Here is a 22,518-nt window from a genome sequence, read left to right on the forward strand (position 1 = left end):
ACACCGTGGCACGCGCACTGGACCTGGAGAACTACATCGGGCATCTGATCCGCCGCGCGGAGCAGGTGCATACCGCGATGTGGGCTGCTCAGGTTTCCCAAGAGGTCACCTCTCAGCAATTCGCCGTTCTCAACGCTCTGCGGCAGCAGCCCGGTATCGATCAACGCACTCTCGCCTCCGTCACCTCGCTGGACCGCTCCACCGTCAATCTCATTGTCCGCCGCCTCACCGATCAGGAGTACGTCAATCAAGTGCGGGACGGGGCGGACCGTAGACGCACTCTGCTGAGTCTGACCGACGATGGCGACCGCCTTCTGAGCTCCCTCATCCCGCCCGCGCAACGCGTCAACGAACAGCTTCTGTCGGCTCTGCCCGCCAGTGAACGCGCTTCGGCCGTGAGTGTGCTGCGCACCATCGCCGACATGGAAGTCACGTCGCCGACAGGCAGTTGACAGCCTCCTGCACCGCGGCTCATCCACCGGCCGGATCAGGACGACTTGTGAACTCTCCATCTGTCCGAGGAGTCAGCCATTGCTGCAAGATTACTCTCGCGCAACCGGGGACGACGGACCGGAACACAGCCCAAAAGCACAGGCCAAAGGCGCCTCCGGTACGGGACCTGTGATCAGCCGCGCCCTACAGATCCTCGACGCCTTCAGCGCCCAGTCCCCTCACCTGTCACTCAGCGAGCTGGCGCGAAAAGCGCAACTGCCCGTGTCAACCGTCCACCGGATGCTGGGAGAACTGCTCACCTGGGGAGCACTGGAGCGTGACGCCCAGGGACGCTATCGCATCGGGCTGCGCCTGTGGGAGCTCGGCTCGCTGGCACCACGCGGTCAGGGGTTGCGCGAGCGAGCCTTGCCCTACCTCGAGGATCTCTCGCTGGTCACCCGCGAAAATGTGCAGCTGGCCGTGCGCGAAGGCACGGAGGCAGTGTTCGTCGAGCGGATCGGGGGAAGCTGCGCAGTCCCGACACTCACGCGTGTAGGCGGCCGACTCGCCATCACCGCGACAGGCGCGGGGCTGGCCCTGCTCGCCCACGCACCGGCCTCCGTCCAGAACGACGTGCTGGAACGGCCCATCGTACGTAACACGCCTTATACGATCACCGATGCCAACCGGCTGCGAGGGGTGCTGGCACAGGTTCGTGCACGCGGCTACGCGGTGAGCGACCGACAGTTGTCGCTCGACACGCTTTCGGTGGCCGCGCCGGTGCGGTCCCCGCAAGGAGAGGTCGTCGCGGCCGTTTCACTTGTCGTGCATTGCGGCTCTGCCACCCCTGCCGCCCTGGCTGACCTCGTCCTCACCAGCGCCCGTGCCATCAACCGCGCACTTCACGTGCCCGTTTCCTGACCGTCTTTCTCGCGAAGTAAATGGTTTCCCGGCATACGGAAAAGAGGCTGGTTGCAGCCGCGCCGGATTCGGACCATGTGTGCTCCGACTGCTGGAGCGAGCCGCTGGATGTGAGCTGGTTCAAAGGCGTCGGCCCTATCGCAGTCGACAACGGAGTGCCCCCATGTTCATGCGTTTCGAGTTTCATGCCACCCAGCGAGTCGTCCGGTGAGCGCGCCCCTGCGCGAGGCCCTGGACAACGGGCCCATGACCCGTTTTCAGTGGAGCGCGATCGGTGTGTGTGTCCTGCTGAATACGCTCGACGGGTTCGACGTCCTGGTCATGGCCTTCACCGGGAAGACCATCTCCAGCGAGTGGAATCTGAGTTCCGGCACACTGGGGCTCCTCCTCAGCTGTGGCCTCATCGGTATGGCTGTGGGAGCACTGCTCGTGGCACCCTGGGCGGACCGGATTGGGCGAAAGCCCGTCATACTGGGCGGTCTGGGGCTGGCGGCTGCGGGCATGCTACTGTCCGCGACGAGTCAGAACTGGCAGCAACTGGGATTGCTGCGCATTGTCACGGGCATCGGCATCGGTGCTGTTCTTGCGTCCAGCAACGTCATCGCCGGCGAGTTCGCCTCCCGCCGCTGGCGCGGCCTGGCCGTCAGCCTGAACTCCACCGGTTACGCGGTGGGCGCGACAGTCGGCGGCCTCGCGTCCGTCACCCTCATCGATCATTTCGGATGGCGCTCGGTCTTCCTCGCCGGCGGCATGGCCACCGTGGTCGCCATTCCCCTGGTGCTGTTCCTGCTACCGGAGTCTCTCGACTTCCTCATCACGCAGAGGCCGCCAGGGGCTCTCTCCAGAATCAACAACCTTGCCCGGCGCATGGGACACGCGGAACTCGACACGCTTCCCCACCCTGCCGCTGCTCACCGGCTGAGTGCTGGATTCCGTCTCCTGCTGGCACCGGGCCTGCGCCGTGCCACGCTCGTGCTGTGGTCCGCGTTCTTCCTGGTGATGGCCGCTTTCTACTTCGTGACCAGTTGGACGCCGACCCTGCTCGTCGAAGCCGGCATGTCCTCCACCCAGGGTCTCACCGGCGGCACCCTGCTCAATCTCGGCGGAATGTTCGGCACTGCGCTCCTTGGCGTACTGGCTGCCCGCTACGCACTGGTGAAGGTGAACCGTGGCTATCTGTTCGCCTCCGGTCTGCTCGTGGTGGCGTTCGCGGTCTCGACCGAAAATCTTGCCCTGGCCTTCACTTTCGGTGCAGTCGTCGGCGTCGCCGTCAACGGGTGCATCGCGGGTCTCTACGCGCTGACCCCAGCCATCTACGACACCCGTCTGCGCGCTACGGGAGTCGGTGCTGCCATCAGTGTCGGCCGCGTCGGTGCCATCGTCGCCCCCACTGCCGCTGGGTGGCTGCTGGATGCCGGCTGGACACCACACGCCCTCTACATCGCCGTCGGCGTGATCTTCACGGCTGCCGGCGTGTTGTTGTTCTTCATGCAGTCCGGCGGTAGGCCCTCTGTCCCAACTGCCGACCAGGCCGCCGCAACGGCATAGGACCGACCGTAAATGGATCACTTGAGGCGTCGGGTGGTGGGACGGCCGTCACTACCGCAAGCCGATCACGATCCGGCCCGCGGAGCGCCGTTGTCAGTGCCGGATGGCACGATCGACCCATGACGACGATCGACTGGGATTCCGCAGCCGACTCCTTCGACGAGGAGCCCGATCACGGGCTGCTCGACCCGGCGGTCCGGCACGCCTGGGCGCAGCGGCTGGAGAGCTGGCTGCCCGGTGAGCGCTCCGAGGTGCTCGACCTGGGATGCGGCACCGGAAGCCTTGCGCTGCTCGTCGCCGGGCAGGGGCACCGGGTCACCGCCGTCGACCGGTCGCCGCGCATGGTGGAGCAGGCACGGGCCAAGCTCGCCGGGACGGGTACCGGGGTGTTTCTCGGAGATGCGGCCCAACCACCGGTCGGAAAGCAGCAGTTCGATGTGATCATGGCTAGACATGTCGTGTTTCTGCTGCCTGATCCGGCGGCAGTCCTGCGCCACTGGTTCACCCTGCTGCGGCCCGGCGGCCGACTGATCCTGATCGAAGGCGTCCGGGGCGGCGTCGGCCTCTCCTCCGAGCGGCTGACCGGACTTCTCTCGGAGCTCACCGAACGCATCCACCACGAGCGGCTCTCCGACGATCCGACCCTGTGGGGCAAGCAGGTCGACGACGAGCGCTACGCCCTGGTGGCCCGCGCCGAACCGCCGCACCGGCACACCGAGGTCGTCGATGTGCATCTGATCCTCCGCCGGGGCCCGGACGTCCTGCTCGCCCGCCGGGCCAATACCGGTTACGCGGACGGGCTGTTCAACGGCCCGTCCGGACATGTCGAGGACGGTGAGGACGTCCGCGAGGCGGTGATCCGTGAGGCCGCCGAGGAGATCGGTGTCGAACTCGGCCCGGACGAGCTGCGGGTCGCCCTGGTCATGCAGCACCGAGGCCCCGGCGGCAGTCCCAGGACCGGCTGGTTCTTCGAGGCGGAGTACGACCCCGGCCGCCCGCCGTACAACCGCGAACCGGACAAGTGCTCCGAGCTGGCGTGGTTCCCGCTGGACGCCCTGCCGGACGACATCGTCGCCTACTGCCGCGCGGGACTCGACGGCTACCGCGCGGGGGAGCACTTCCTGATCCACTGGCACGAGGACGGCGACACCGTGGCGTACCAGCCGCACGCGATCCGCCGCGCCGTCCCGCTGCCGGCCGGCGGGGCCCGCACCGGCGGGGTGCACCACATCGAACTGTGGGTGCCCGATCTGCCGGCGGCCGAACAGGGATGGGGCTGGCTGCTCGGCGAGCTGGGCCATGTCCCGTACCAGCACTGGGAACACGGGCGGAGCTGGCGGCGCGGCGACAGCTATGTGGTGGTCGAGCAGTCATCCGACCTGACCGGGGAGACGCACGACCGCCGCCGTCCCGGGCTCAACCACCTGGCGTTCCACGTCCGGGACCGGGCCACCCTCGACGCACTGGTGGCCGGGGCCCCGGAGCACGGCTGGCAGCCGCTCTTCCCGGACCGTTACCCGCACGCGGGCGGGGACGGGCACATCGCCGCCTATCTGGAGGACGCGGCGGGGTACGAGGTGGAGCTGGTCGCCGGATTCCAGCAGGCCCGTCCGGCGCCGGAGGACCCGGCGCCGCACACCGATGCATGGGCGCGGCGCCGGGACTAGGGCTTGCGTTTTTCACTCACAGGGTGCGCTCAAGGCGGTCGGCCATCAGTCTGACGAAGCGCGACGGGTCGCCCAGTTCGCCGCCCTCGGCCAGCAGCGCCAGGTCGTGGAGGAGTTCGGCCGTCTCCTCCAGGCCGGTGCCGGCATCCTCGCCGCGTTCGGCGTGTGCCCGGTTGAGACTGCTGACCAGCGGGTGCTCCGGGTTGAGTTCGAGGATGCGCTTCACATGGGGGACGGGCTGGCCCATGGCGCGGTACATGTTCTCCAGGGCCGGCGTCACATCGTGCGTGTCCGAGACGATGCAGGCGGGCGAGACGGTGAGGCGCGAGGAGAGCCGTACCTCCTTGACGGTCTCGCTCAGCCGGTCCGTCATCCAGGCGAGCAGATCCGCGTACTCCTGCTGCCGGTTCTCGCGCTCGGTCGCGGCCTCCTTCTTCTCCTCCTCGGTGCCGAGGTCGACCTCGCCCTTGGCGACGGACCGCAGCTGCTTGCCGTCGAACTCGGGCTCCGCCTCGACCCACACCTCGTCGACGGGATCGGTCAGGAGCAGCACCTCGACGCCCTTGGCCCGGAACGCCTCCATGTGCGGGGAGTTCTCGATGGCCTGCCGGGACTCGCCCGTGAGGTAGTAGATGTGCTCCTGGCCGTCCTTCATCCGCTCCACGTACTGCCGCAGAGTGGTCAGCTCGTCCTTGTCGTGGGTCGTGGCGAAGGAGGCGACACCGAGGATGGCGTCGCGGTTCTCGAAGTCGCTCAGCAGCCCCTCCTTGAGGACGCGGCCGAACTCCCGCCAGAACGTGGCGTAGCGCTCCGGGTCGGCGGACATCATGTCCTTGACCGTCGACAGCACCTTCTTCGCCAGACGCCGGTGCATCAACTGGATCTGGCGGTCCTGCTGGAGGATCTCGCGCGACACGTTGAGCGACAGGTCGGAAGCGTCGACGACGCCCTTGACGAAGCGCAGGTACGGCGGCATCAGCGCTTCGCAGTCGTCCATGATGAAGACGCGCTTCACATAGAGCTGGATGCCGCGCTTGTACCCCTGCATGAACAGGTCCTGGGGCGCGTGCGACGGGATGAAGAGAAGTGCCTGGTACTCGAAGGTGCCCTCCGCCTGCAGCCGGATGGTTTCGAGCGGGGCGATCCAGTCGTGGCTGATGTGCTTGTACAGCTCGTGGTACTCGTCGTCCGTGACCTCGTCGCGCGAGCGCGCCCAGAGGGCCTTCATCGAGTTGAGGGTCTCGGGTTCGCGCGGGGCGTCGTCGGCCCCTGCCCCGGAGTCCGCGGCGTCGTCGGCAGCGGTCTCCGGGGCCATCCTGACGGGCCAGGTGATGAAGTCCGAATACCGCTTGACGATCTCCCTGATCTTCCAGGGAGAGGTGTAGTCGTAGAGCCGGTCATCGGCGTCCTCCGGCTTGAGCCGGAGCGTGACCGAGGTGCCCTGGGGGGCGTCGGCGGCGGTCTCGATCGTGTACGTGCCCTCGCCGGTCGACGTCCAGCGGGTGCCCTGGCTCTCGCCTGCGCGCCGGGTGAGCAGCGTGACCTCGTCGGCCACCATGAAGCTGGAGTAGAACCCGACACCGAACTGGCCGATCAGCCCTTCGGCCGCGGCGCTGTCCTCGGCCTCCTTGAGCTCACGCAGGAACTTCGCTGTGCCCGAGTTCGCGATGGTCCCGATGAGCTGGACCACTTCGTCGTGCGACATCCCGATGCCGTTGTCCCGCACGGTCAGCGTACGGGCCTGCTTGTCGGTCTCGATGTCGATGTGGAGGTCGGACACGTCCGCGCCGAGCGAGTCGTCGCGGAGCGCTTCGAGCCGCAACTTGTCGAGCGCGTCGGAGGCGTTGGAGACGAGTTCGCGCAGGAACACGTCCTTGTTCGAGTAGATCGAGTGGATCATCATTTGCAGAAGCTGGCGCGCTTCCACCTGAAACTCGAACGTCTCAGTGGGCATAATCCGTGATTCCTTCTCAGGTCACCGGGTGGGGAACTGACCTGAGCACTGTAGATCAACTGGTCATCACGGGAACTGCGTTCCGGCGGTCAGGGGTGTCCGTCGTGCGGTTCCGGCGGCAGGGCCGGACCGAACTCACGGAAATTCAGTACAAAGCGGGCGTGCTCTCCCTGGTGGCGCCGACGGACATGGAGCACCGGTGCGGGCGACGGCGGAGACATCCGGATCACCCCCACCCCCGCATCGCCCGTGAGGTCCCCGTGCCCCTGCGCGGCGAATCCGAGTGGTCGGCCGCGGACCGGGCCGCGGCCGAGGAGGCGGGCATCCGGGTTCCTGTGGGCCCCGCCATGCCGAACCCTCTGTTCCGCTGCGGCCATCGAGCCGGCGGCTGGCTGCTGACGGCTGGCGGAAGCGGTGGAACGGGTTCCGGGTGGACCGTGCGGCGGTCCGCCCGGAACCCGGAACGAGTACCTCCGCCGGTCAGGCCAGCAGCATCGCGAGGCCCTCCGCGCGGGCCAGGTGTTCCAGCTCGTCCAGCGCCCGGCGGGCCGCATCGGCCGCCGTCGGATCGCGTTCGGCGAGACCGCTCTCCTCGAACTCGTCCTCGTCCAGACGGAGCACGGACGAGCCGTCCGCCGACACCCACAGATCGAGATCCAGGTCCTCGACCAGAAGCTCCGCGTCCCGCAGCACGGCGGGACGGGTGATGTCGCAGTACCAGCCCTTGAGTTCGCCCGCGCCTGTACGGACCTCCTTCACGGCGAACCAGCGGTCGCGCCAGTAGTGCTCGGTGAACACATCGCCAGGCTCGAACCGTACGAAGCCGAAGTCACGGATCCCCGGCGCCGCCCAGGGCGCACGCACCGTCACCCGGGTGCCGTCGTCGCGGACCACATCCGCCGGGTAACGGATCTTGGTCCGCCCGGCCTTCACCAGGGCGACCACCAGCGCGGTCTCAGCCGAGCTTGCGGACAAACCGCACCTCCGTGGCACAGATCTCGTAGCCGAACCATCGATTGACCGCCAGCATCGGACCGTTGTCCGCGTCATTGCCGGTGTACGCGTCCGTGTACCCGGCGGCGCGCGCCCGGTGCAGCGAGTCGTTCTTCGCGAGCCTGGCCAGGCCCCGGTTGCGGTACGCCCGACGGGTTCCGGTCATCCCCGACATGTAGCGGGTCAGGCCGTCGGTCTGCGCCGCGCTGAACGCCACCACCTTCCCGTCGACCACCACGACCGAAGTCAACTCGTGGTCGAGCCCGGGGTGGCGCCAGGTCCGATTCAGCCAGTCCTCGTAGTCGGACAGTTCGGCCGGGGTGTCGCTCGGCTCGTCGGCCGTGGTCTCGGCGTCCGCCTCGAAGAGCGGGCGCGGATCGTCCGCGAAGTCCGCGGCGGTACGCAGCTGGACGTCCGCCGGGAGCTCCTGACGGGGCGGCAGCGAGCCGTTGGCCAGATCGAGGTGGAGGAAATGGGCCGAGCGGCTCGGCGCATAGCCGCGCTTCTCGGCGAACGCGCGGTTCGACGGGGTGTCGAGCACCCAGGTGTAGAGCGCGAGCGCGCCCTCCCGCGCCAGGTACTCCTCGGCCGTGCTCAGCAGCAACCCACCTGCCCCGTGCCCGGTGCGGTCCGGATGTGTGTACGGATTACAGAACGCCTGGCCGGGTTCGGGGCTGTCGTGGACGAGACCGACCTGTGCGGTCCCGATGAGCTCACCGTCCTTCTCGGCGACCAGCAGCCGGTAGCGCTGGTCGGGATGGGCGGAGGCCAGATCGAAGGCGACCTGCTCGGGAGTCGTCACCATGTAGGGCAGTGCGGCGCGCCGGACCTGCACCCAGGCCTCTGCGTCGGCGGGCAGGAAGTCGCGAACGAGGACAGTCATGGGCCGGACGTTACGCGTGCTCCCGCACGGGGCGCCGCTGATTTTCCGGCGGTGGGGGACAATCAGTGCGTGACCCTGAAGATCGCCCTTGTTCCGGATTCCGGTACCGCCCCGTACGAGCAACTGCGCACACAGATCTCCGAACTGGCCCGCTCCGGCGCGCTGCCCGTCGGTTTCAGACTTCCGACCGTACGCGGCTTCGCCGAGGAGCTCGGCCTCGCCGCGAACACCGTCGCCAAGGCGTACCGGGCGCTGGAGGCCGACGGGGTGATCGAGACCCGCGGCCGCAATGGCACGTTCATCGCCGCTGCCGGTGATGCGGCGGACCGGCATGCGGCGGCTGCGGCGCAGGAATACGCGGAGCAGGCCCGGCGACTGGGCCTGTCCCGGGCCGAGGCGCTGTCCCTGGCCGAGGACGCGGTACGGGCGGCGTACGCGACGCGATGAGTCGGGGCCGGGGCGGGGCAGGGTCCGGGCGCCGTCCGGCCGCCGGTTTGCCAAGCGCCGGACGCGCTCGAAGGGCGTCCGCAAGCGCCGGACGGCTTGAAAGACGTCCTCAAGTACCGGACGGGCTTGGTTTCGCCGGGCTCAGAGGTACAGGCCCGCGTCCGCACCGGAATCCTGCTTCGGCACCGACGCGGGACTGCTGCCGCGCCGCAGCGCGTACAGCTCGGCGAGCGTGGCGCCCTCGCGGCCCAGCCCTTCCTCCGTACCCAGCCAGGCCGCCGCCTCCTTGCGACTCAGTGAGCCCACTTCGATCCTGGCGAGGCAGCGCCCGGGCCTGACCACGGCCGGGTGGAGCCGCTCCAGGTCCTCGTTGGTGGTGACGCCCACCAGCACATTGCGGCCCTGGCCCAGCAGCCCGTCGGTGAGGTTCAGCAGCCTGGACAGTGCCTGGCCCGCCGTGTGCTTGGCCTCGCCGCGGATCAACTCGTCGCAGTCCTCCAGAAGCAGCAGTCGCCAACGGCCCTTCGCCGTGCCGTCGTCCTCACCGATCGCGATGTCCATCAGATAGCCGACATCGTTGAAGAGCCGCTCCGGATCGAGCACGCAGTCGACCTGGCACCAGTCCCGCCACGAGCGCGCGAGCGTGCGCAGTGCGGACGTCTTGCCGGTGCCGGGCGGGCCGTGCAGCAGGAGCAGCCGGCCGGCGATGTCGTCGGGCGTGACCTTCATCAGCCGGTCCATGGCATCGGCCACCGGCGCCGTGTAGTTGTCGCGGACCTCGTCCCACGTACCGGCGGCGATCTGCCGGGTGGTGCGGTACGGGCCGCGGCGCGGGGACACGTACCAGAAGCCCATCGTCACATTCTCGGGCTGCGGTTCCGGTTCGTCCTGGGCGCCGTCCGTCGCCTGGCCGAGGATCCTCTGCGCCAGCTCCGGGCTGGTCGCGGTGACCGTGACATCGGCGCCGCGGTTCCACCGCGAGATGAGCAGCGTCCAGCCGTCGCCCTCGGCGAGCGTGGCGCTGCGGTCGTCGTCGCGGGCGGCGCGCAGCACCTTGGCGGCCGGGGGCAGCAAGGTGGCCCCGGCCTTGACGCGGTCGAGGGAGGAGCTGTGCGAGTACGGCTGCTCGCCCGTCGCGAAGCGGCCGAGAAACAGCGCGTCGACGACGTCGGACGGGGAATCGCTGTCGTCGACGGTGAGCCGGATCGGCAGAGCGGACTCAGGGTTGGCAGACATGGCGCCCATGATCCGGCAAGGGGGCACCCGGCGCACCCAGGTTTCGCCACCTTCCTCCCTGCTTCCGGCGGGCGGACCGCGGACATGACGCAACTTCAGCAGGACGCGCAGGAGAACTCATTGGACCAACTTGGCATGGACACTTCCGGTGAGGGTGTGGGTACTGCTACCACGGACACGGCAGACCAGGCGGAGATCCTGCCGGTCGGTCCAAGGGAGGTTCCATGAAAATGTCCAGACTCGTGGCGTTCTCGTCCTCGCTCGTGCTCGGAGCCGTACTCGCTCTGACCGGAGCGGCCACCGCCAACGCCGCACAGTCTGTTCAGGCCGTCGACTACGTCGCCCTCGGCGACTCGTACTCCTCGGGTGTCGGATCCGGCAGTTATGACAGTGCCAGCGGTGACTGCAAGCGCAGCACCAAGGCCTACCCGGCACTCTGGGCCGCCGCCAACTCGCCCTCGTCCTTCGGCTTCACCGCTTGCTCCGGTGCCCGCACAGGTGATGTCAAGGCCAACCAGCTCGGCCCCCTCAGTGCCTCGACCGACCTCGTCTCGATCTCCATCGGCGGCAATGACGCGGGTTTCTCCGATGTCATGACCACCTGTGTCCTCCAGTCGGAGGCCACTTGCCTCAGCCGGATCGCCACGGCCCGCAGCTATGTCGACACCACCCTGCCCGGCAACCTCGACTCGGTGTACTCGGCGATCCGGACCAAGGCGCCGTCCGCTCATGTCGTCGTCCTCGGCTACCCGCGCTTCTACAAGATCGGTGGCAGCTGTGTCGTCGGCCTGAGTGACAAGGTGCGCACCGCGATCAACGGTGCCGCCGACTACCTCAACGCGGCGACCGCCAAGCGCGCCGCCGACCACGGCTTCACCTTCGCCGATGTCGCGGGGAACTTCGCCGGGCACGAGATCTGCTCCGGAAGCGCCTGGCTGCACAGCCTCAACTGGCTCAACATCGGTGAGTCGTACCACCCCACCGCGGCCGGACAGTCGGGCGGCTACCTGCCCGGCCTCAACTCGGCCGCCTGACCCCCCACCCAGTACATGTGCCGGGCCCGTTCAGCCGCCTGACGGGTAGGAGGCCCCGTCCGCAGGGGTCTCCGTCCGGCACCCCGTCGATTCATTGCGGCCGAACCGCTTCCGTTCTGTCCAACTCGCCCTGGAATCGGGCGGATTGAGCAGCTGGTCGTCAGCCTCCGTATGTGTGTGCTCAATCCTGTGACCGGGATACACGGGTGTCGTCGCGGGGGGATAGGGTTAACCTGCCCGGGCCGGGTGCCCTCGTACGGGTGGGGAGTGACATGGAACAGATAACGATGCGCAGCAGGCCGCGTGTGCCTGCCATCACATGCGGGAGCAGTGCGACGAGTTCGCGCCTCGACCGCCATCTCGCGGTGCTCGGCGGCCCTGCCGTCCCGCAGCGGGAGGCTGCGGAGGCGACACTGCTGATGCGTGAGCTCACCTCGCGCGATGCCGCCCACAGCCATCGGAGCAAGAGTGCGCGGGTCTCGCTCTTCGCGCCGCTGCGGCGACTGCGACGCTCGCTCTTCGGCAGCCGCCACTGACTCGACGGCCCGTCACGACCGCGCTTCGGTTCACCGCCCGGGCTCCCCGGCCAGGGTCCGTCGCCCAGGCCCCCCGCTCGGGGCCGCGCAGGCGATCACACCGTCCCGGCGCTGCGCTGCTGTCTGCTCTCCCGTCATCCCCAGGGCTCGCAGCAGCGCTTCGGTGTGTTCGTCGGGCGTCGGCACGGCGGCCATCTGCGGCTACGTCCGCCCACTCGTACCTATCGTGTACGTAACATCTTCGTCATCCCGAGATGTTGACGCAGAAAACTCCGGGTCCAGTCTGCTGATCGTTTGGCAAGTGCACGACACCCCACCCCCGGAGGTGTACATGTGTGACCCGCAGCTTCATCAGCCTGCTCGGCACCCTGGACCGGCCCGCCACGCTGCCCCGGTGAGCGCGGCGCGCGGTGGCGGTCACTCGCCGCCGCGCGCGTAACGCCGTACGGACAGCGGCACGAACACCGCGAGGAGCGCCACCGACCACGCGAGCGTTCCGGCCACCGGGTGGGCGACCGGCCAGGCCGCGTCGGCGGCCGGGGACGCGTTGCCGAACAGTTCGCGGGTGGCCGAGGCCATGGCGCTGATCGGGTTCCACTCCGCGATCGTCCGCAGCCAGTGCGGCAGATTGTCGGTCGGGATGTACGCACTCGACAGCAGCGGCAGGATGAAGGTGGCGCTGCCCAGCTGACCGGCGATCTCCTCGTTGCGGATCAGCAGGCCCAGCCAGCAGCCCAGCCAGGACGTGGCGAACCGGAGGAGCAGCAGCAGCCCGAAGGCGCCCAGGGCGGCGAGCGGACCGCCCTCGATCCGCCAGCCGACCGCGAGTCCGACCAGGATCAGCGGAATCATGCCGATGGCCGTGGTCAGCAGATCGGCGGCGGTCTGGCCGAACGGTACGGCGGCGCGGCTCATCGGCAGCGTACGGAGCCGGTCCATCACCCCGCGGTGGCAGTCCTGTGAGGCCTGGAACATCCCGACCATGATGCCGTTGGCCGCCGTCGCCGCCAGCAGGCCCGGCACCAGGAACGCGCGGTACTCCTGGCCCGGCATGGCCAGGGCACTGCCGAACACGTACCCGAAGAACAGCAGCATCGTGATCGGCATGGTCTGGGTCAGGATCATTACGCCCGGCGCTGCTTTGATCCGCTGCAGATGGCGGCCCAGCATGGCCAGGGCATCGGCGATCGGGGTGCTTGTGGCGGGTGTGACGGTCTGCTCGTGGGCCAGTGCTGTGCTGCTCATGCTGCCGTCTCCTTCAGGGGCGGGGAGGTGCGGCCGTCGCCGCGGTCGGTCAGGCGGAGGAAGACCTCGTCGAGCGTCGGCGGGCGCAGGCTCGCGTCGATCACCGGTACTCCCGCCGCGTCGAGTTCGCGGACGATACGGGGGAGGGTGAGCGTGGTGTCGGTCGCGACGGCGCCCACCGTGCGGCGCTCGTGGTCGAGCACCGGTTCGGTGCCGGTGAGCTGATCGAGGACGCCTGCCGCCGGGACCAGCGCCGATTCATGGGAGACGACCACTTCGGCGTAGTTGCCGATGCGGGCCTTCAGCTCGGTGGGGGTGCCGCGGTGGGCGGCCCGGCCCTGGTCGATCAGCACGATGTCGTCGGCCAGCTGATCGGCCTCCTCCAGATACTGCGTGGTGAGCAGGACGGTCGTGCCCCGGCCGGCCAGTTCCCGTACCGCCGCCCAGATCTGGTTGCGGCTGTGCGGGTCGAGTCCGGTGGTCGGCTCGTCCAGGAAGAGCACCCGCGGGCGGGTCAGCAGACTGGCGGCGAGGTCGAGGCGGCGGCGCATGCCGCCCGAGTAGGTGCGGGCCGGGCGGTCGGCGGCCTCCGTCAGCTCGAAGCGTTCCAGGAGTTCGTCGGCGCGGGCGCGCGCGGCCTCGCCGCGGAACCGGAGCAGCTTGGCGAAGAGCCGCAGATTCTGCCGGCCGGACAGCTCACCGTCGACCGAGGCGTTCTGCCCGGTGACGCCGATTGCCGCGCGCACCGCGCCCGCCTCGCGCACCACGTCATGGCCCGCCACGCGGGCGCTTCCGCCGTCCGGGGCCGTCAACGTGGTGAGGACCCGGACGGCGGTGGTCTTGCCCGCGCCGTTCGGCCCCAGCACTCCGCAGACGGTGCCTTCGGCGACCGCGAGATCGAGTCCCCGCAGCGCATGGACGTCGCCGTAGTGCTTCTCCAGACCTTCACTAAGTACAGCGTACGTAGTTGTCATGCGGCCTACCGTACCGCACTACGTACGGTGTACGTAACTACGATGGTGGGAGAGGTGGTGATCAATGGTGGGGCGACCCGCTGTACCCGAAGTGATCTGGGCGCGCCCCGAGCGTGCGGGCCGCGGCCCCAAGCCCGCTTTCAGCCGCGCCGACATCGCGGCAGCCGCCGTCCGCATCGCCGATGCGGAGGGCCTCGACGCGGTGTCCATGCGGAAGGTCGCGGCGGAGCTCGGCTGCGGCACGATGTCGCTCTACAACTACGTGCCGCGCAAGGAGGACCTGTGCGAGTTGATGTTCGACGCGGTCAGCGGCGGGTACGAGTTCCCGGAACCGTCCGGCGACTGGCGCGCCGATCTCATCGCACTGGCCCATCAGGCCCGCGAGATGATGCACCGCCACACCTGGGTGCCCCGGCTGATGTCACCCGTGTACGGCTTCAGTCCGAACGCCCTGCGGTATCTGGAGTACTCGCTCAGCTGCCTGGACGGGGTCGACGCGCGCTTCGGCGAGAAGATGGAACTCATCGCCATGGTCACCAGTGTGGTCACCACCTATGTGGCCAACGAGATCGCCACGGCGGAGCGCAGCCGGTCACTGCCCTGGTCCGAGGAGCAGGAGCACGCCGCACGCACCGGCTACCTGATCAGCCAGATCGCGACCGGGAAGTATCCGCGGATGGCTGCGGGATTCGCCGAGGACCCCGGGCCGATCGATCTGGACGGGGTCTTCGACCGGGCGCTGCGCCGGGTGCTGGACTCCTTCGACCGGTAGGGAGTGGGGCCAGGTCGCCCGCTCACAGCAGCGCGAACTGCCCGTCCGGGCCCTCCTCCTGATGGTCGAGCACCGATGCGGGCCGCCGGGCCATGGCAGGGACCGGCAGGACGCCTGCCGCGCGGAGATCGTCGGCCGTGATCTGCGGGCCGTCGGCCAGGCCCTCCTGCCGTGGCCGGAGTCCGTCGAGCAGGGCGAGCACGGTGATCAGTTCCAGCAACTCCGAGGTCCACTCCTGGGGCCAGGCCCGGGGCCTGACCGCTTCCAGGCTGTCCATGTCCTCCGCTCCGGCCGCCGCCGTACGGCGCTCGAACCACAGCTCCAGCATCCGGACCCCGCCCACCCGGAACTCCCACGCCCCGGCCGGCACGGGCGAGATACGGCCCGTGTCCAGCGTCAGCGTCTCGTCGTCGGGGTCGTACTCCAGGGCAGTCGGTACGGGTGGAACCGCGGCCCGCACATAGGGGCGCCGCCCACCGGGCAGCCGCGGGCGCTCCCCACCCCGGGCGCCGCGCAGCTGCAATCGCAGCAACTCCTGCCCCAGCTCCACCCCCGCCGACCAGCGCTCCGTGTCGGCGGGCAGCGGCACCACGCACCCGGCCGGGGAAGGGCGGGCCGCCGCGAGTGTCCACGCCAGCACGGACCGATCGGTGACCGCATCCCCGTGGCGGGTCCGCAACAGCGCGAGCAGTCCGGGGGCCAGATTGGGTTCGAGACCGCCGGGGCGCCGGTACAGCGGCCGGATGCGGCCCGGCCGGCCGGCGGGGGAGTGACCGTCCGGCAACAGCGCCGTCACGGAGAGAGCGGGGCCGGCGTCCTGGGGCAGGTAACCGTGCTCGACGGCGAAGAGCTGGTGCCCGTCGGAGACCCGCCACAGCTCGGGGCGGGCGGCATCGATCAGCCGGTGATCGGGGAGCAGCCACTGTTCGTCGAAAGGGCCGTGCAGGATTCGTACCGGCTCGGGGCACGGTCCGGTCTCGCGGGCGAACCGGACCGTGGAGGCGGCCTGTCCGGGAAGTGCCGCCACCGGGGTCTGCGGGGTACGGGAACGGGTGGGCCGGAACAGCCGTTCCTGTTCGGCGGCCTCCGCCCGAACCAGCCGCTCCCAACGGGCCTTGAGCGAACCGGCATCCGGGGCGGTCACCCAGGAGCGCCCGGTCCGCAGAGGCCGTACGGACCATGGCATGAGGTCGTCGAGCAGCGGGATGCCGTCGTCCCCGCCGGCTCCGGCCGCCGCCCGTGCTGCCACCGTGTCGTCCTCCCCGTCGCCACGCCGCCTCCGGCATCGTAACGGCGCCGGAGGGCGGGCCGTCAGTGCGCCTCCACCGTCACCGAGAAGGAGAACCGGTCGCCCCGGTAGCGGATCTGCGCCACATCCACCACCCGGCCGCTCCCGTCGTACGTCACGCCCGTGTAGAACAGGATCGGGCTCAGCAGCGGCACCTGGAGGAGTTCGGCGGTGGCCGGGTCGGCGAGGCGCGCCTCGACCGTGTCGGTGATGCGCGCGATCCGGACACCGACCCGGTCGCGCAGCACCTTGGTCATCGGCCAGCGTTCGAGATCGGCCACATCGAGCCGGGCCGCGACCTCGGGATGCACCGCGTTCTCCGCCCAGTTGGTGGGCTCGTCGCTCTCCCCGTCGCGGCGCAGCCGGCGGTAGCTGACGATCTCCGCGCAGTCGGAGAAGTACTCGGTGAGGTCTCCCGGCACGGCCACCGGACCATGGCCGAGGACCACGGTCCGCTCGCCCGACTGCTGGGCCACGATCGCATCGATCGAGCCCAGCAGCCGGACCGGTGACACCCGGCGGGCGCGCGGCTCGATGAAGGTGCCGCGCCGCCGGTGCCTGCTGATCAGCCCTTCCGTCTCCAGCTCCTTGAGCGCCTGGCGCATCGTCAGGACGCTGACGCCGTAGTGCGCGGCGAGCTGTTCCTCGGTCGGCAGCCGCGCCGATGCGTCCTTGGCGCGGCCCAGTATCGAGGCGCGCAACGACTGCGAGACCTGGTACCACAGCGGCAGTTTGCGGTTCAGGACCAGCGAATCGGGGGCGAAGGCATGCCCCTGGGGCATCTTGGGCCTCTGAGGCACCTGGGTCACCTGGTCTCTCCGTACTGCGACACAGCGGACGCGACGACGCGGGGGCCGAGAAGTGGCGTCGTTGCCTACGGCCTGAAGTTGCGGCTCAGACCCTGCCACACGTCGTCGTAGCCACGCTGCAGATGGTCGGCGGTAGCCGCCTGCCCGGTCGCCGTCACCGGCCAGCGGGTCTCGAACATGAAGGCGAGACCGTCGTCGATCTTCTGCGGCTTCAGCTCCGCCTCGCTCGCGCGGTCGAAGGTCTCCCGGTCCGGGCCGTGCGCCGACATCATGTTGTGCAGCGAGCCGCCGCCCGGGACGAAGCCGCCCTTGCCGGCCGTCTTCGCGTCGTACGCGCCCTCGATCAGGCCCATGTACTCGCTCATCACATTGCGGTGGAAGTACGGCGGCCGGAAGGTGTCCTCGCCGACCAGCCAGCGCGGCGCGAAGACGACGAAGTCGACGCCGGCCAGACCGGGGGTGTCGGACGGAGAGGTCAGCACCGTGAAGATCGAGGGGTCGGGGTGGTCGTAGCTGATCGAGCCGATGACATTGAAACGGTGCAGGTCGTAGACGTACGGAGTGTGGTTGCCGTGCCAGGCGACCACATCGAGCGGCGAGTGGTCATAGGTCGCGGACCAGAGGTTCCCGCAGAACTTGTTGATCACCTCCACCGGGCGGTCGTCGTCCTCGTACGCGGCGACGGGGGCGAGGAAGTCCCTGGCGTTCGCCAGGCCGTTGGCGCCGATCGGGCCGAGGTCGGGAAGGGTGAACGGCTGGCCGTAGTTCTCGCAGACATAGCCGCGGGCGGTGGCATCCAGCAGCTCCACGCGGAAGCGGACGCCGCGTGGGATCAGTGCGATGTGCCCCGGTTCGGCGCGCAGCAGGCCCAGTTCGGTACGGAGCAGCAGGCCGCCCTGCTCCGGGACGATCAGCAGCTCGCCGTCCGAGTCGCTGAAAACCCGGTCGGTCATGGACGAGTTGGCGTGGTAGAGGTGCACGGCCATGCCGGTGCGCTGCGACGCGTCGCCGTTGCCGCCGAGGGTCCACAGGCCGGCCAGGAAGTCCGTCCCGGCCGCGGGCTCGGGGAGTGGATCCCAGCGCAGCCGGTTGGGGTCGGGCACGGATTCGGTGAACGGGGCAGTGCGCACTGCGCCGTTGTCGATACGGACGAACGGGGGATGAGCGGCCGACGGGCGGATCCGGTAGAGCCAGGAACGGCGGTTGTGCACCCGCGGTTCGGTGAAGGCCGAGCCGCTCAGCTGCTCCGCGTAGAGCCCGAGGGGTGCGCGCTGAGGCGAGTTGCGGCCGTGCGGCAGCGCTCCCGGCACTGCCTCCGAGCTGTGTTGATTGCCGAAACCGGCGGAATGCTCAAGCCCTTCCGCGGTCTTCCTCGCCTGCTCGATGTCGCTCATGTGCGCTCCCGGTGCCGAAGAAATCCTATGGGCAACCGTAGGAATCGGATCGGGGCGCGTCAACGGCATTCGTGGTGCACAGGGGGTTCCAAAAGTTGAACAATGCTCTACTCTCGCGCACATGTCGTGGACACGAAGACTTCTGGTGGTCCTGGCGGCGCTCGCCGTCGCCCTCCTCGCGGCTCCGGCCGCCCAGGCGCACGAGGAACGTCCGGTCACCCTGCCCGACGGAACCGGCAGCGTCCCCGTGTACCGCACCGGCGAACCGGATCTGCTGGTCTGCAAGAGCGACCGGGCGGACTTCGAGCGCCGCATATCCGGCTTCCCCGACGGGCTGCGGGCTCGGAACCTGAAGCTGTTCGACCGATGCCTGAAGTCCGGCTACCGCCATCTGCAGCAGGCCGTCGACGCGGTCGCCAGGCCCGGCATGAACATCGCGATCCTGCCCGGCCTGTACGAGGAGGAGCCCTCACTGCCCAGACCGGCGGGGGAATGCACTCGTCTGAAGGCGCCCAACTCCCAGCTCGGCTACCAGATCCTGTCCTACGCGCAGCAGACGCAGTGCCCGCACAACCAGAACCTGGTGGCGATCCTCGGCAAGAAGAACCTTCAGATCGAGGGGACGGGCGCCGAGCGCACGGATGTCGTCATCGACGCCAAGTACCAGAAGCTCAACGCGATCCGCGCGGACGGCTCCGACGGCATCTACTTCAAGAACTTCACCGCCCAGCGCACCACGTTCAACTCCCTGTATGTCCTGGCGCAGGACGGATTCGTCATCGACTCCGTCCTCACCCGGTGGAACGACGAGTACGGCTTTCTGACCTTCGCGAGCGACCACGGGCTGTACAAGAACTGCGAGTCGTACGGAAACGGCGACTCCGGCATCTACCCCGGCAGCGCATCCGACATCAACGACGGGTACGGCTACGAGGTCCCGCGCTACTCGATCGAGATCACCGGCTGCCGCAGCCACCACAACATGGTCGGCTACTCCGGCACCGCGGGCGACTCCGTCTACGTTCACGACAACGAGTTCGACCACAACATGGGCGGCGCCTCGATGGACAGCGCCTTCCCAGGCCATCCAGGACTGCCGCAGAACCACGCCCGCTTCGAACGCAACCTGATCCACGACAACAACGCCGACTACTACCCGTATGTCGCCGACGGGACCTGCGCCAAGCCGCCCGTGGACCGCGGCTACGAGGACGGGGTCGTCTGCCCGCAGATCTCCATGCCGCCGGGCTCCGGCATCATCACCGCCGGCGGCAACTGGAACCTGTACGAGAACAACTGGATCTACGGGCAGAAGCGCGCGGCCTTCGTCCTGACCGCGGTCCCCGCCTTCATCCGCGGTGAGAGCGCGCTGTCCAAGCAGACCGACACCTCCCACCACAACCGGTACGCGGGCAACCACCTCGGCACGGACAAGGCGGGCAACTCCCGGCCCAACCGCACCGACGTGTGGTGGGACGGCCAGGGCGACGGCAACTGCTGGCAGTCGGACACCGGGCCGTCCTCCCCGCGCACCCTGCCCACCTGCGGCTCCGAGCGCGGCGCCGTGTCCGGACGCACCGACCGGCTCGTCGGTGAACCGGTCAAACTCGCCCAACTGCTGGTCTGCGCCGACTACAACGTGCAGGCGCGACGGCTGCCGGCCGGCTGCGACTGGTACGGAGCACGTGGCGTCGAGCGCATCGAGGTACAGGTGGCGCTGGCTGTCGCGGTGGTGCTCGCGCTGGTCGGCGGGGTGCTGTGGTGGCGCAGACTGCGCGGCAGCGGGCTCGCCACCGCGGTCACGGTGCTCGGTGCGATCGGCCTCGGGCTGGATGTGGCCGGATCGACGACGGGGCTGGCCTCCACCTATGTGCCCGCGCTGGCACTGCTGCTGACCGGGGTGTGGTGGACCGGGATCGGGCTCGTGCTGCGGGGCGAACGGCCCTGGCTGGGCTGGACCACGGTGGTCCTGGGTGCGCTCACCCTGCTCGACGCCGTCGACAAGGCCGTGTTCATGATCCCGTGGATACCGCTCAGCCCGGCCTGGGTCCGTGGACTGCTCGGTGTGATCTGGGTGGTGTGGGCCGTCGTGGCCGCCGCCAGGCACGGCGAACGGGGAGCTTCGGAGGAGGGCCCTGCTCCGGACGCGGGCGTGGACGCGTCTGCCGCCCCGGCCCCCGCCCAGGCCGCCGCTCCGGAAGGAGATGCATCGTGAAGCGTTCCCGCAGGCGACTGCGGCCCGCCCGGCCGGGCGTCGCAGCCGTCACCGTGCTCACCGCAGGCGCCCTCGTGTTCGGTGCGAGCGCCTGTGGTGGGCGAGCCACCACCCACCACAAACCCGGCACCAGCCATGAGCAGACCAGTGGCAGCGTCGGCCGGCTCCTCGCCGCCGACGACGGCTCCGGCCACCGGCTGCGCCAGGTCGACGCCAAGGGCGCCCCCGCGGTGACGGTCGCCGTGCGGCCGGACTCCGAGGACGGGTGGAACGTCCATCTCTCCGTACAGAACTTCCGGTTCACCCCGGACAGCGTGGGCGGCGCCGCTCTCCTCGGGCGCGGCCACGCCCGCCTCTTCCTCGACGGCCACCCCCTCGCCCGGGTCTACGGCTCCTGGTACCACCTCCCCGACTCCCTCGTCCGCAGCGCCGGCGGCGGCGCCGGCCTCACCGCCCGCCTCTACGCCGACGACCACACCGCCTGGGCCGTGAACTCCGCCCCGATCCAGGCCACCACCTCCCTCGCCACTGCCTCCGCACAGCCCACCGCCCCCGCGCCGCACCAACCGGAAACGCCCCGGCCCGACACGACACTTGAGATCGTCGTCTCCCACGGCAAGGTCAGCCCCGCCCCCGGCCGCACCGAGATCAAGAAGGGCCGGATCATCGAACTCCGGGTCCGCAGCGACCACGCCGACACCCTCCACGTCCACGGCTACGACAAGGAGGCCCGGCTGCCCGCAGGAAAGACCGTCACCCTCACGTTCACCGCCGACCGCACCGGGCTCTTCGAAGTCGAGACACATGAGTCCGACCTGCTCCTGACCCAACTCGTCGTACGGTGAGCGTCCTCGCCCATGGCATCGGCGCCCAGCACGACCTTCCGCTGTCCCCCTTCTACGCCTTCGCCGGGGCCTTCGCCGCGCTCTTCGTCTCCTTTCTCGCGCTCGGCCTGCTCTGGTCCTCCTCCCGATTCCGCGGCGACCGGGCGGGCCGCCCGCTCCCGGCCGCCGTCCAGCGCCTCGCCGATGCGCGCCCCACCCGTATCGCCGTGCGCGCACTCGGGCTGGCCGCCGCCCTGTTCGTCACGCTCCACCTCCTCCTCGGTCCGGACGACCCGGACCGCAACCCGGCCCCCGGCGCCGTCTACGTACTCCTCTGGGTCGGGCTCGTCCCCGCCTCACTCCTTCTCGGCCCCGTCTGGCGACTGCTGAACCCGCTCCGTACCGTCCACCTCCTCGGCTGCCGCGCGCTCGGCCGCGATCCCGCCGCAGGCCGCCCCCTTCCCCTGCGCCTCGGTCTCCGGCCCGCCGCGGCCGGGCTCCTGGCCTTCACCTGGCTCGAACTCGTCGCCCCCGACCCCGCATCGACCACCGCCCTCCTCCTCTTCCTCTCCCTCTACGCCGCCGCCCACCTCGCAGGCGCCGCCCGCCACGGCGCCGGATGGTTCGACCACGCGGACGCCTTCGAGGTCTATTCGGGGCTGCTCGCCCGGCTCTCCCCGCTCGGCCGCCGCCCCGCCGACCGCTGCCTCGTACTCCGCTCCCCTTTCAACGGCCTCGATGCCACCCCGCAGACCCCCGGACTCGTCGCCACCGTCTGCGTCATGCTCGGCTCCACCGCCTACGACGGCTTCTCGGACGCCCCCTCCTGGATCGCCACGGTCCAGACCTCACCCCTGGGCCGCACCACCGCGGCCACGCTCGGACTCCTGGGCGCCGTCGCCCTCGTAGCCACCCTCTATGCCCTCTGCGCCGGCGTCACCCGGCTGATCTCCGGTCAACTCCGCCACCCCCTCACCGCCTTCGCGCACTCACTCGTCCCGATCGCCCTCGGCTATCTCATCGCCCACTACTTCACACTCTTCGTCACCGAAGGGCCGCGCACAGTCATGGTGGCATCCGGCACTGACAATCCCGTCCCGCCCGAGCCGCTCCTGGGTCCGGGCGGCGTCGCCACGCTCCAGGTCGTCGCGATCGTCCTCGGCCACGTACTCGGCGTCATCGCAGCCCACGACAGGTCCGTGCGCTTCTTCCCGCCCGGCCGCGCCGTGGCGGGGCAACTCCCGCTGCTGGTCCTGATGATCACGTACACCATCGGCGGGCTGTCCCTGCTCATCGCATGACGGCCGCACCGGTACCGACCTGCCACCCGCAGAGGAGACCCACGG

At 69.6% G+C, this 22,518-nt stretch carries 20 protein-coding genes; 11 read left to right on the plus strand and 9 right to left on the minus strand.

All coding sequences use genetic code 11. From position 1 onward, the window contains the following. Positions 1–5: 5 nt before the first annotated feature. From OG953_RS33580 to OG953_RS33595, 4 genes are all read left to right on the plus strand, one after another. Positions 6–452, plus strand: coding sequence for a MarR family winged helix-turn-helix transcriptional regulator (locus tag OG953_RS33580; protein WP_405688989.1), 447 nt, complete (start codon positions 6–8; stop codon positions 450–452). 169 nt (positions 453–621) lie between these two features. Further along, entirely contained in the window at positions 622–1,353 is a 732-nt protein-coding gene (locus tag OG953_RS33585) for an IclR family transcriptional regulator (protein ID WP_405688990.1), read from the plus strand. Positions 1,354–1,560: 207 nt separating this feature from the next. Next, entirely contained in the window at positions 1,561–2,901 is a 1,341-nt protein-coding gene (locus tag OG953_RS33590; RefSeq protein ID WP_405688992.1) for an MFS transporter, read from the plus strand. A gap of 119 nt (positions 2,902–3,020) precedes the next feature. After that, positions 3,021–4,568: a trifunctional class I SAM-dependent methyltransferase/NUDIX hydrolase/VOC family protein gene (locus OG953_RS33595; protein WP_405688993.1), complete on the plus strand. Its 1,548-nt coding sequence runs from the start codon at positions 3,021–3,023 to the stop codon at positions 4,566–4,568. Between the two features lie 16 nt (positions 4,569–4,584). Here OG953_RS33595 and htpG read toward each other — a convergent pair whose 3' ends face one another. The 3 genes from htpG to OG953_RS33610 form a co-directional block, all read right to left on the minus strand. Further along, entirely contained in the window at positions 4,585–6,522 is a 1,938-nt protein-coding gene (gene htpG, locus OG953_RS33600; protein WP_405688994.1) for a molecular chaperone HtpG, read from the minus strand. 480 nt (positions 6,523–7,002) lie between these two features. Then, entirely contained in the window at positions 7,003–7,497 is a 495-nt protein-coding gene (locus OG953_RS33605) for a DUF402 domain-containing protein (protein ID WP_405688995.1), read from the minus strand. Next, positions 7,478–8,398 (minus strand): GNAT family N-acetyltransferase, encoded by a 921-nt coding sequence (locus OG953_RS33610; protein WP_405688996.1) that lies wholly within the window; start codon positions 8,396–8,398, stop codon positions 7,478–7,480. Before OG953_RS33610 ends, OG953_RS33605 begins: the two co-directional genes overlap by 20 nt. Before the next feature lie 69 nt (positions 8,399–8,467). Here OG953_RS33610 and OG953_RS33615 point away from each other — a divergent pair, with 69 nt between their 5' ends. After that, a complete protein-coding gene (locus OG953_RS33615; RefSeq protein WP_405688997.1) occupies positions 8,468–8,845 on the plus strand; it encodes a GntR family transcriptional regulator in 378 nt (125 codons plus the stop codon). A 141-nt stretch (positions 8,846–8,986) separates the two neighbouring features. Here the strand turns inward: OG953_RS33615 and OG953_RS33620 are convergent, their stop codons facing one another. Then, positions 8,987–10,090 (minus strand): DUF5925 domain-containing protein, encoded by a 1,104-nt coding sequence (locus OG953_RS33620; RefSeq protein ID WP_405688998.1) that lies wholly within the window; start codon positions 10,088–10,090, stop codon positions 8,987–8,989. A gap of 215 nt (positions 10,091–10,305) precedes the next feature. Between OG953_RS33620 and OG953_RS33625 the strand changes: the two genes are divergently transcribed. Both OG953_RS33625 and OG953_RS33630 read left to right on the plus strand, forming a co-directional pair. Next, entirely contained in the window at positions 10,306–11,115 is an 810-nt protein-coding gene (locus OG953_RS33625) for an SGNH/GDSL hydrolase family protein (RefSeq protein ID WP_405688999.1), read from the plus strand. A 272-nt stretch (positions 11,116–11,387) separates the two neighbouring features. After that, on the plus strand, positions 11,388–11,651 hold the full coding sequence (locus OG953_RS33630) for a hypothetical protein (RefSeq protein ID WP_405689000.1): 264 nt from the start codon (positions 11,388–11,390) through the stop codon (positions 11,649–11,651). A 417-nt stretch (positions 11,652–12,068) separates the two neighbouring features. On the opposite strand, the gene OG953_RS33635 is transcribed toward OG953_RS33630, so the two are convergent. Continuing rightward, positions 12,069–12,821, minus strand: a complete 753-nt coding sequence (locus OG953_RS33635) for an ABC transporter permease (protein ID WP_405692208.1) — start codon at positions 12,819–12,821, stop codon at positions 12,069–12,071. Between the two features lie 71 nt (positions 12,822–12,892). Beyond that, positions 12,893–13,870 carry an ATP-binding cassette domain-containing protein gene (locus OG953_RS33640; protein ID WP_405689001.1) on the minus strand — a complete coding sequence of 326 codons (978 nt, stop codon included), beginning with the start codon at positions 13,868–13,870 and terminating at the stop codon, positions 12,893–12,895. A 64-nt stretch (positions 13,871–13,934) separates the two neighbouring features. Here OG953_RS33640 and OG953_RS33645 point away from each other — a divergent pair, with 64 nt between their 5' ends. Beyond that, positions 13,935–14,642, plus strand: a complete 708-nt coding sequence (locus OG953_RS33645; RefSeq protein ID WP_405689002.1) for a TetR/AcrR family transcriptional regulator — start codon at positions 13,935–13,937, stop codon at positions 14,640–14,642. 22 nt (positions 14,643–14,664) lie between these two features. On the opposite strand, the gene OG953_RS33650 is transcribed toward OG953_RS33645, so the two are convergent. The 3 genes from OG953_RS33650 to hmgA all read right to left on the minus strand — a co-directional run bounded on the left by OG953_RS33650 (position 14,665) and on the right by hmgA (position 18,133). Further along, positions 14,665–15,891: a type ISP restriction/modification enzyme gene (locus OG953_RS33650; protein ID WP_405689003.1), complete on the minus strand. Its 1,227-nt coding sequence runs from the start codon at positions 15,889–15,891 to the stop codon at positions 14,665–14,667. A 62-nt stretch (positions 15,892–15,953) separates the two neighbouring features. Further along, positions 15,954–16,712 (minus strand): GntR family transcriptional regulator, encoded by a 759-nt coding sequence (locus OG953_RS33655; protein WP_405692211.1) that lies wholly within the window; start codon positions 16,710–16,712, stop codon positions 15,954–15,956. A 92-nt stretch (positions 16,713–16,804) separates the two neighbouring features. Beyond that, the gene (gene hmgA, locus OG953_RS33660) at positions 16,805–18,133 is read right to left on the minus strand and encodes a homogentisate 1,2-dioxygenase (RefSeq protein WP_405689004.1); all 1,329 of its coding nucleotides are present in this window, start codon (positions 18,131–18,133) and stop codon (positions 16,805–16,807) included. A 121-nt stretch (positions 18,134–18,254) separates the two neighbouring features. Between hmgA and OG953_RS33665 the strand changes: the two genes are divergently transcribed. The 3 genes from OG953_RS33665 to OG953_RS33675 are packed head-to-tail and all read left to right on the plus strand — an operon-like array spanning position 18,255 to position 22,473. Beyond that, entirely contained in the window at positions 18,255–20,348 is a 2,094-nt protein-coding gene (locus OG953_RS33665) for a right-handed parallel beta-helix repeat-containing protein (protein ID WP_405689005.1), read from the plus strand. Next, a complete protein-coding gene (locus OG953_RS33670) occupies positions 20,345–21,193 on the plus strand; it encodes a hypothetical protein (protein WP_405689006.1) in 849 nt (282 codons plus the stop codon). The genes OG953_RS33665 and OG953_RS33670 overlap by 4 nt, the downstream gene beginning before the upstream one ends. After that, on the plus strand, positions 21,190–22,473 hold the full coding sequence (locus OG953_RS33675) for a hypothetical protein (protein WP_405689007.1): 1,284 nt from the start codon (positions 21,190–21,192) through the stop codon (positions 22,471–22,473). Before OG953_RS33670 ends, OG953_RS33675 begins: the two co-directional genes overlap by 4 nt. Positions 22,474–22,518 lie beyond the last annotated feature (45 nt).

This window comes from Streptomyces sp. NBC_00057, assembly GCF_045041165.1.
Classification (GTDB): Bacteria; Actinomycetota; Actinomycetes; order Streptomycetales; family Streptomycetaceae; genus Streptomyces.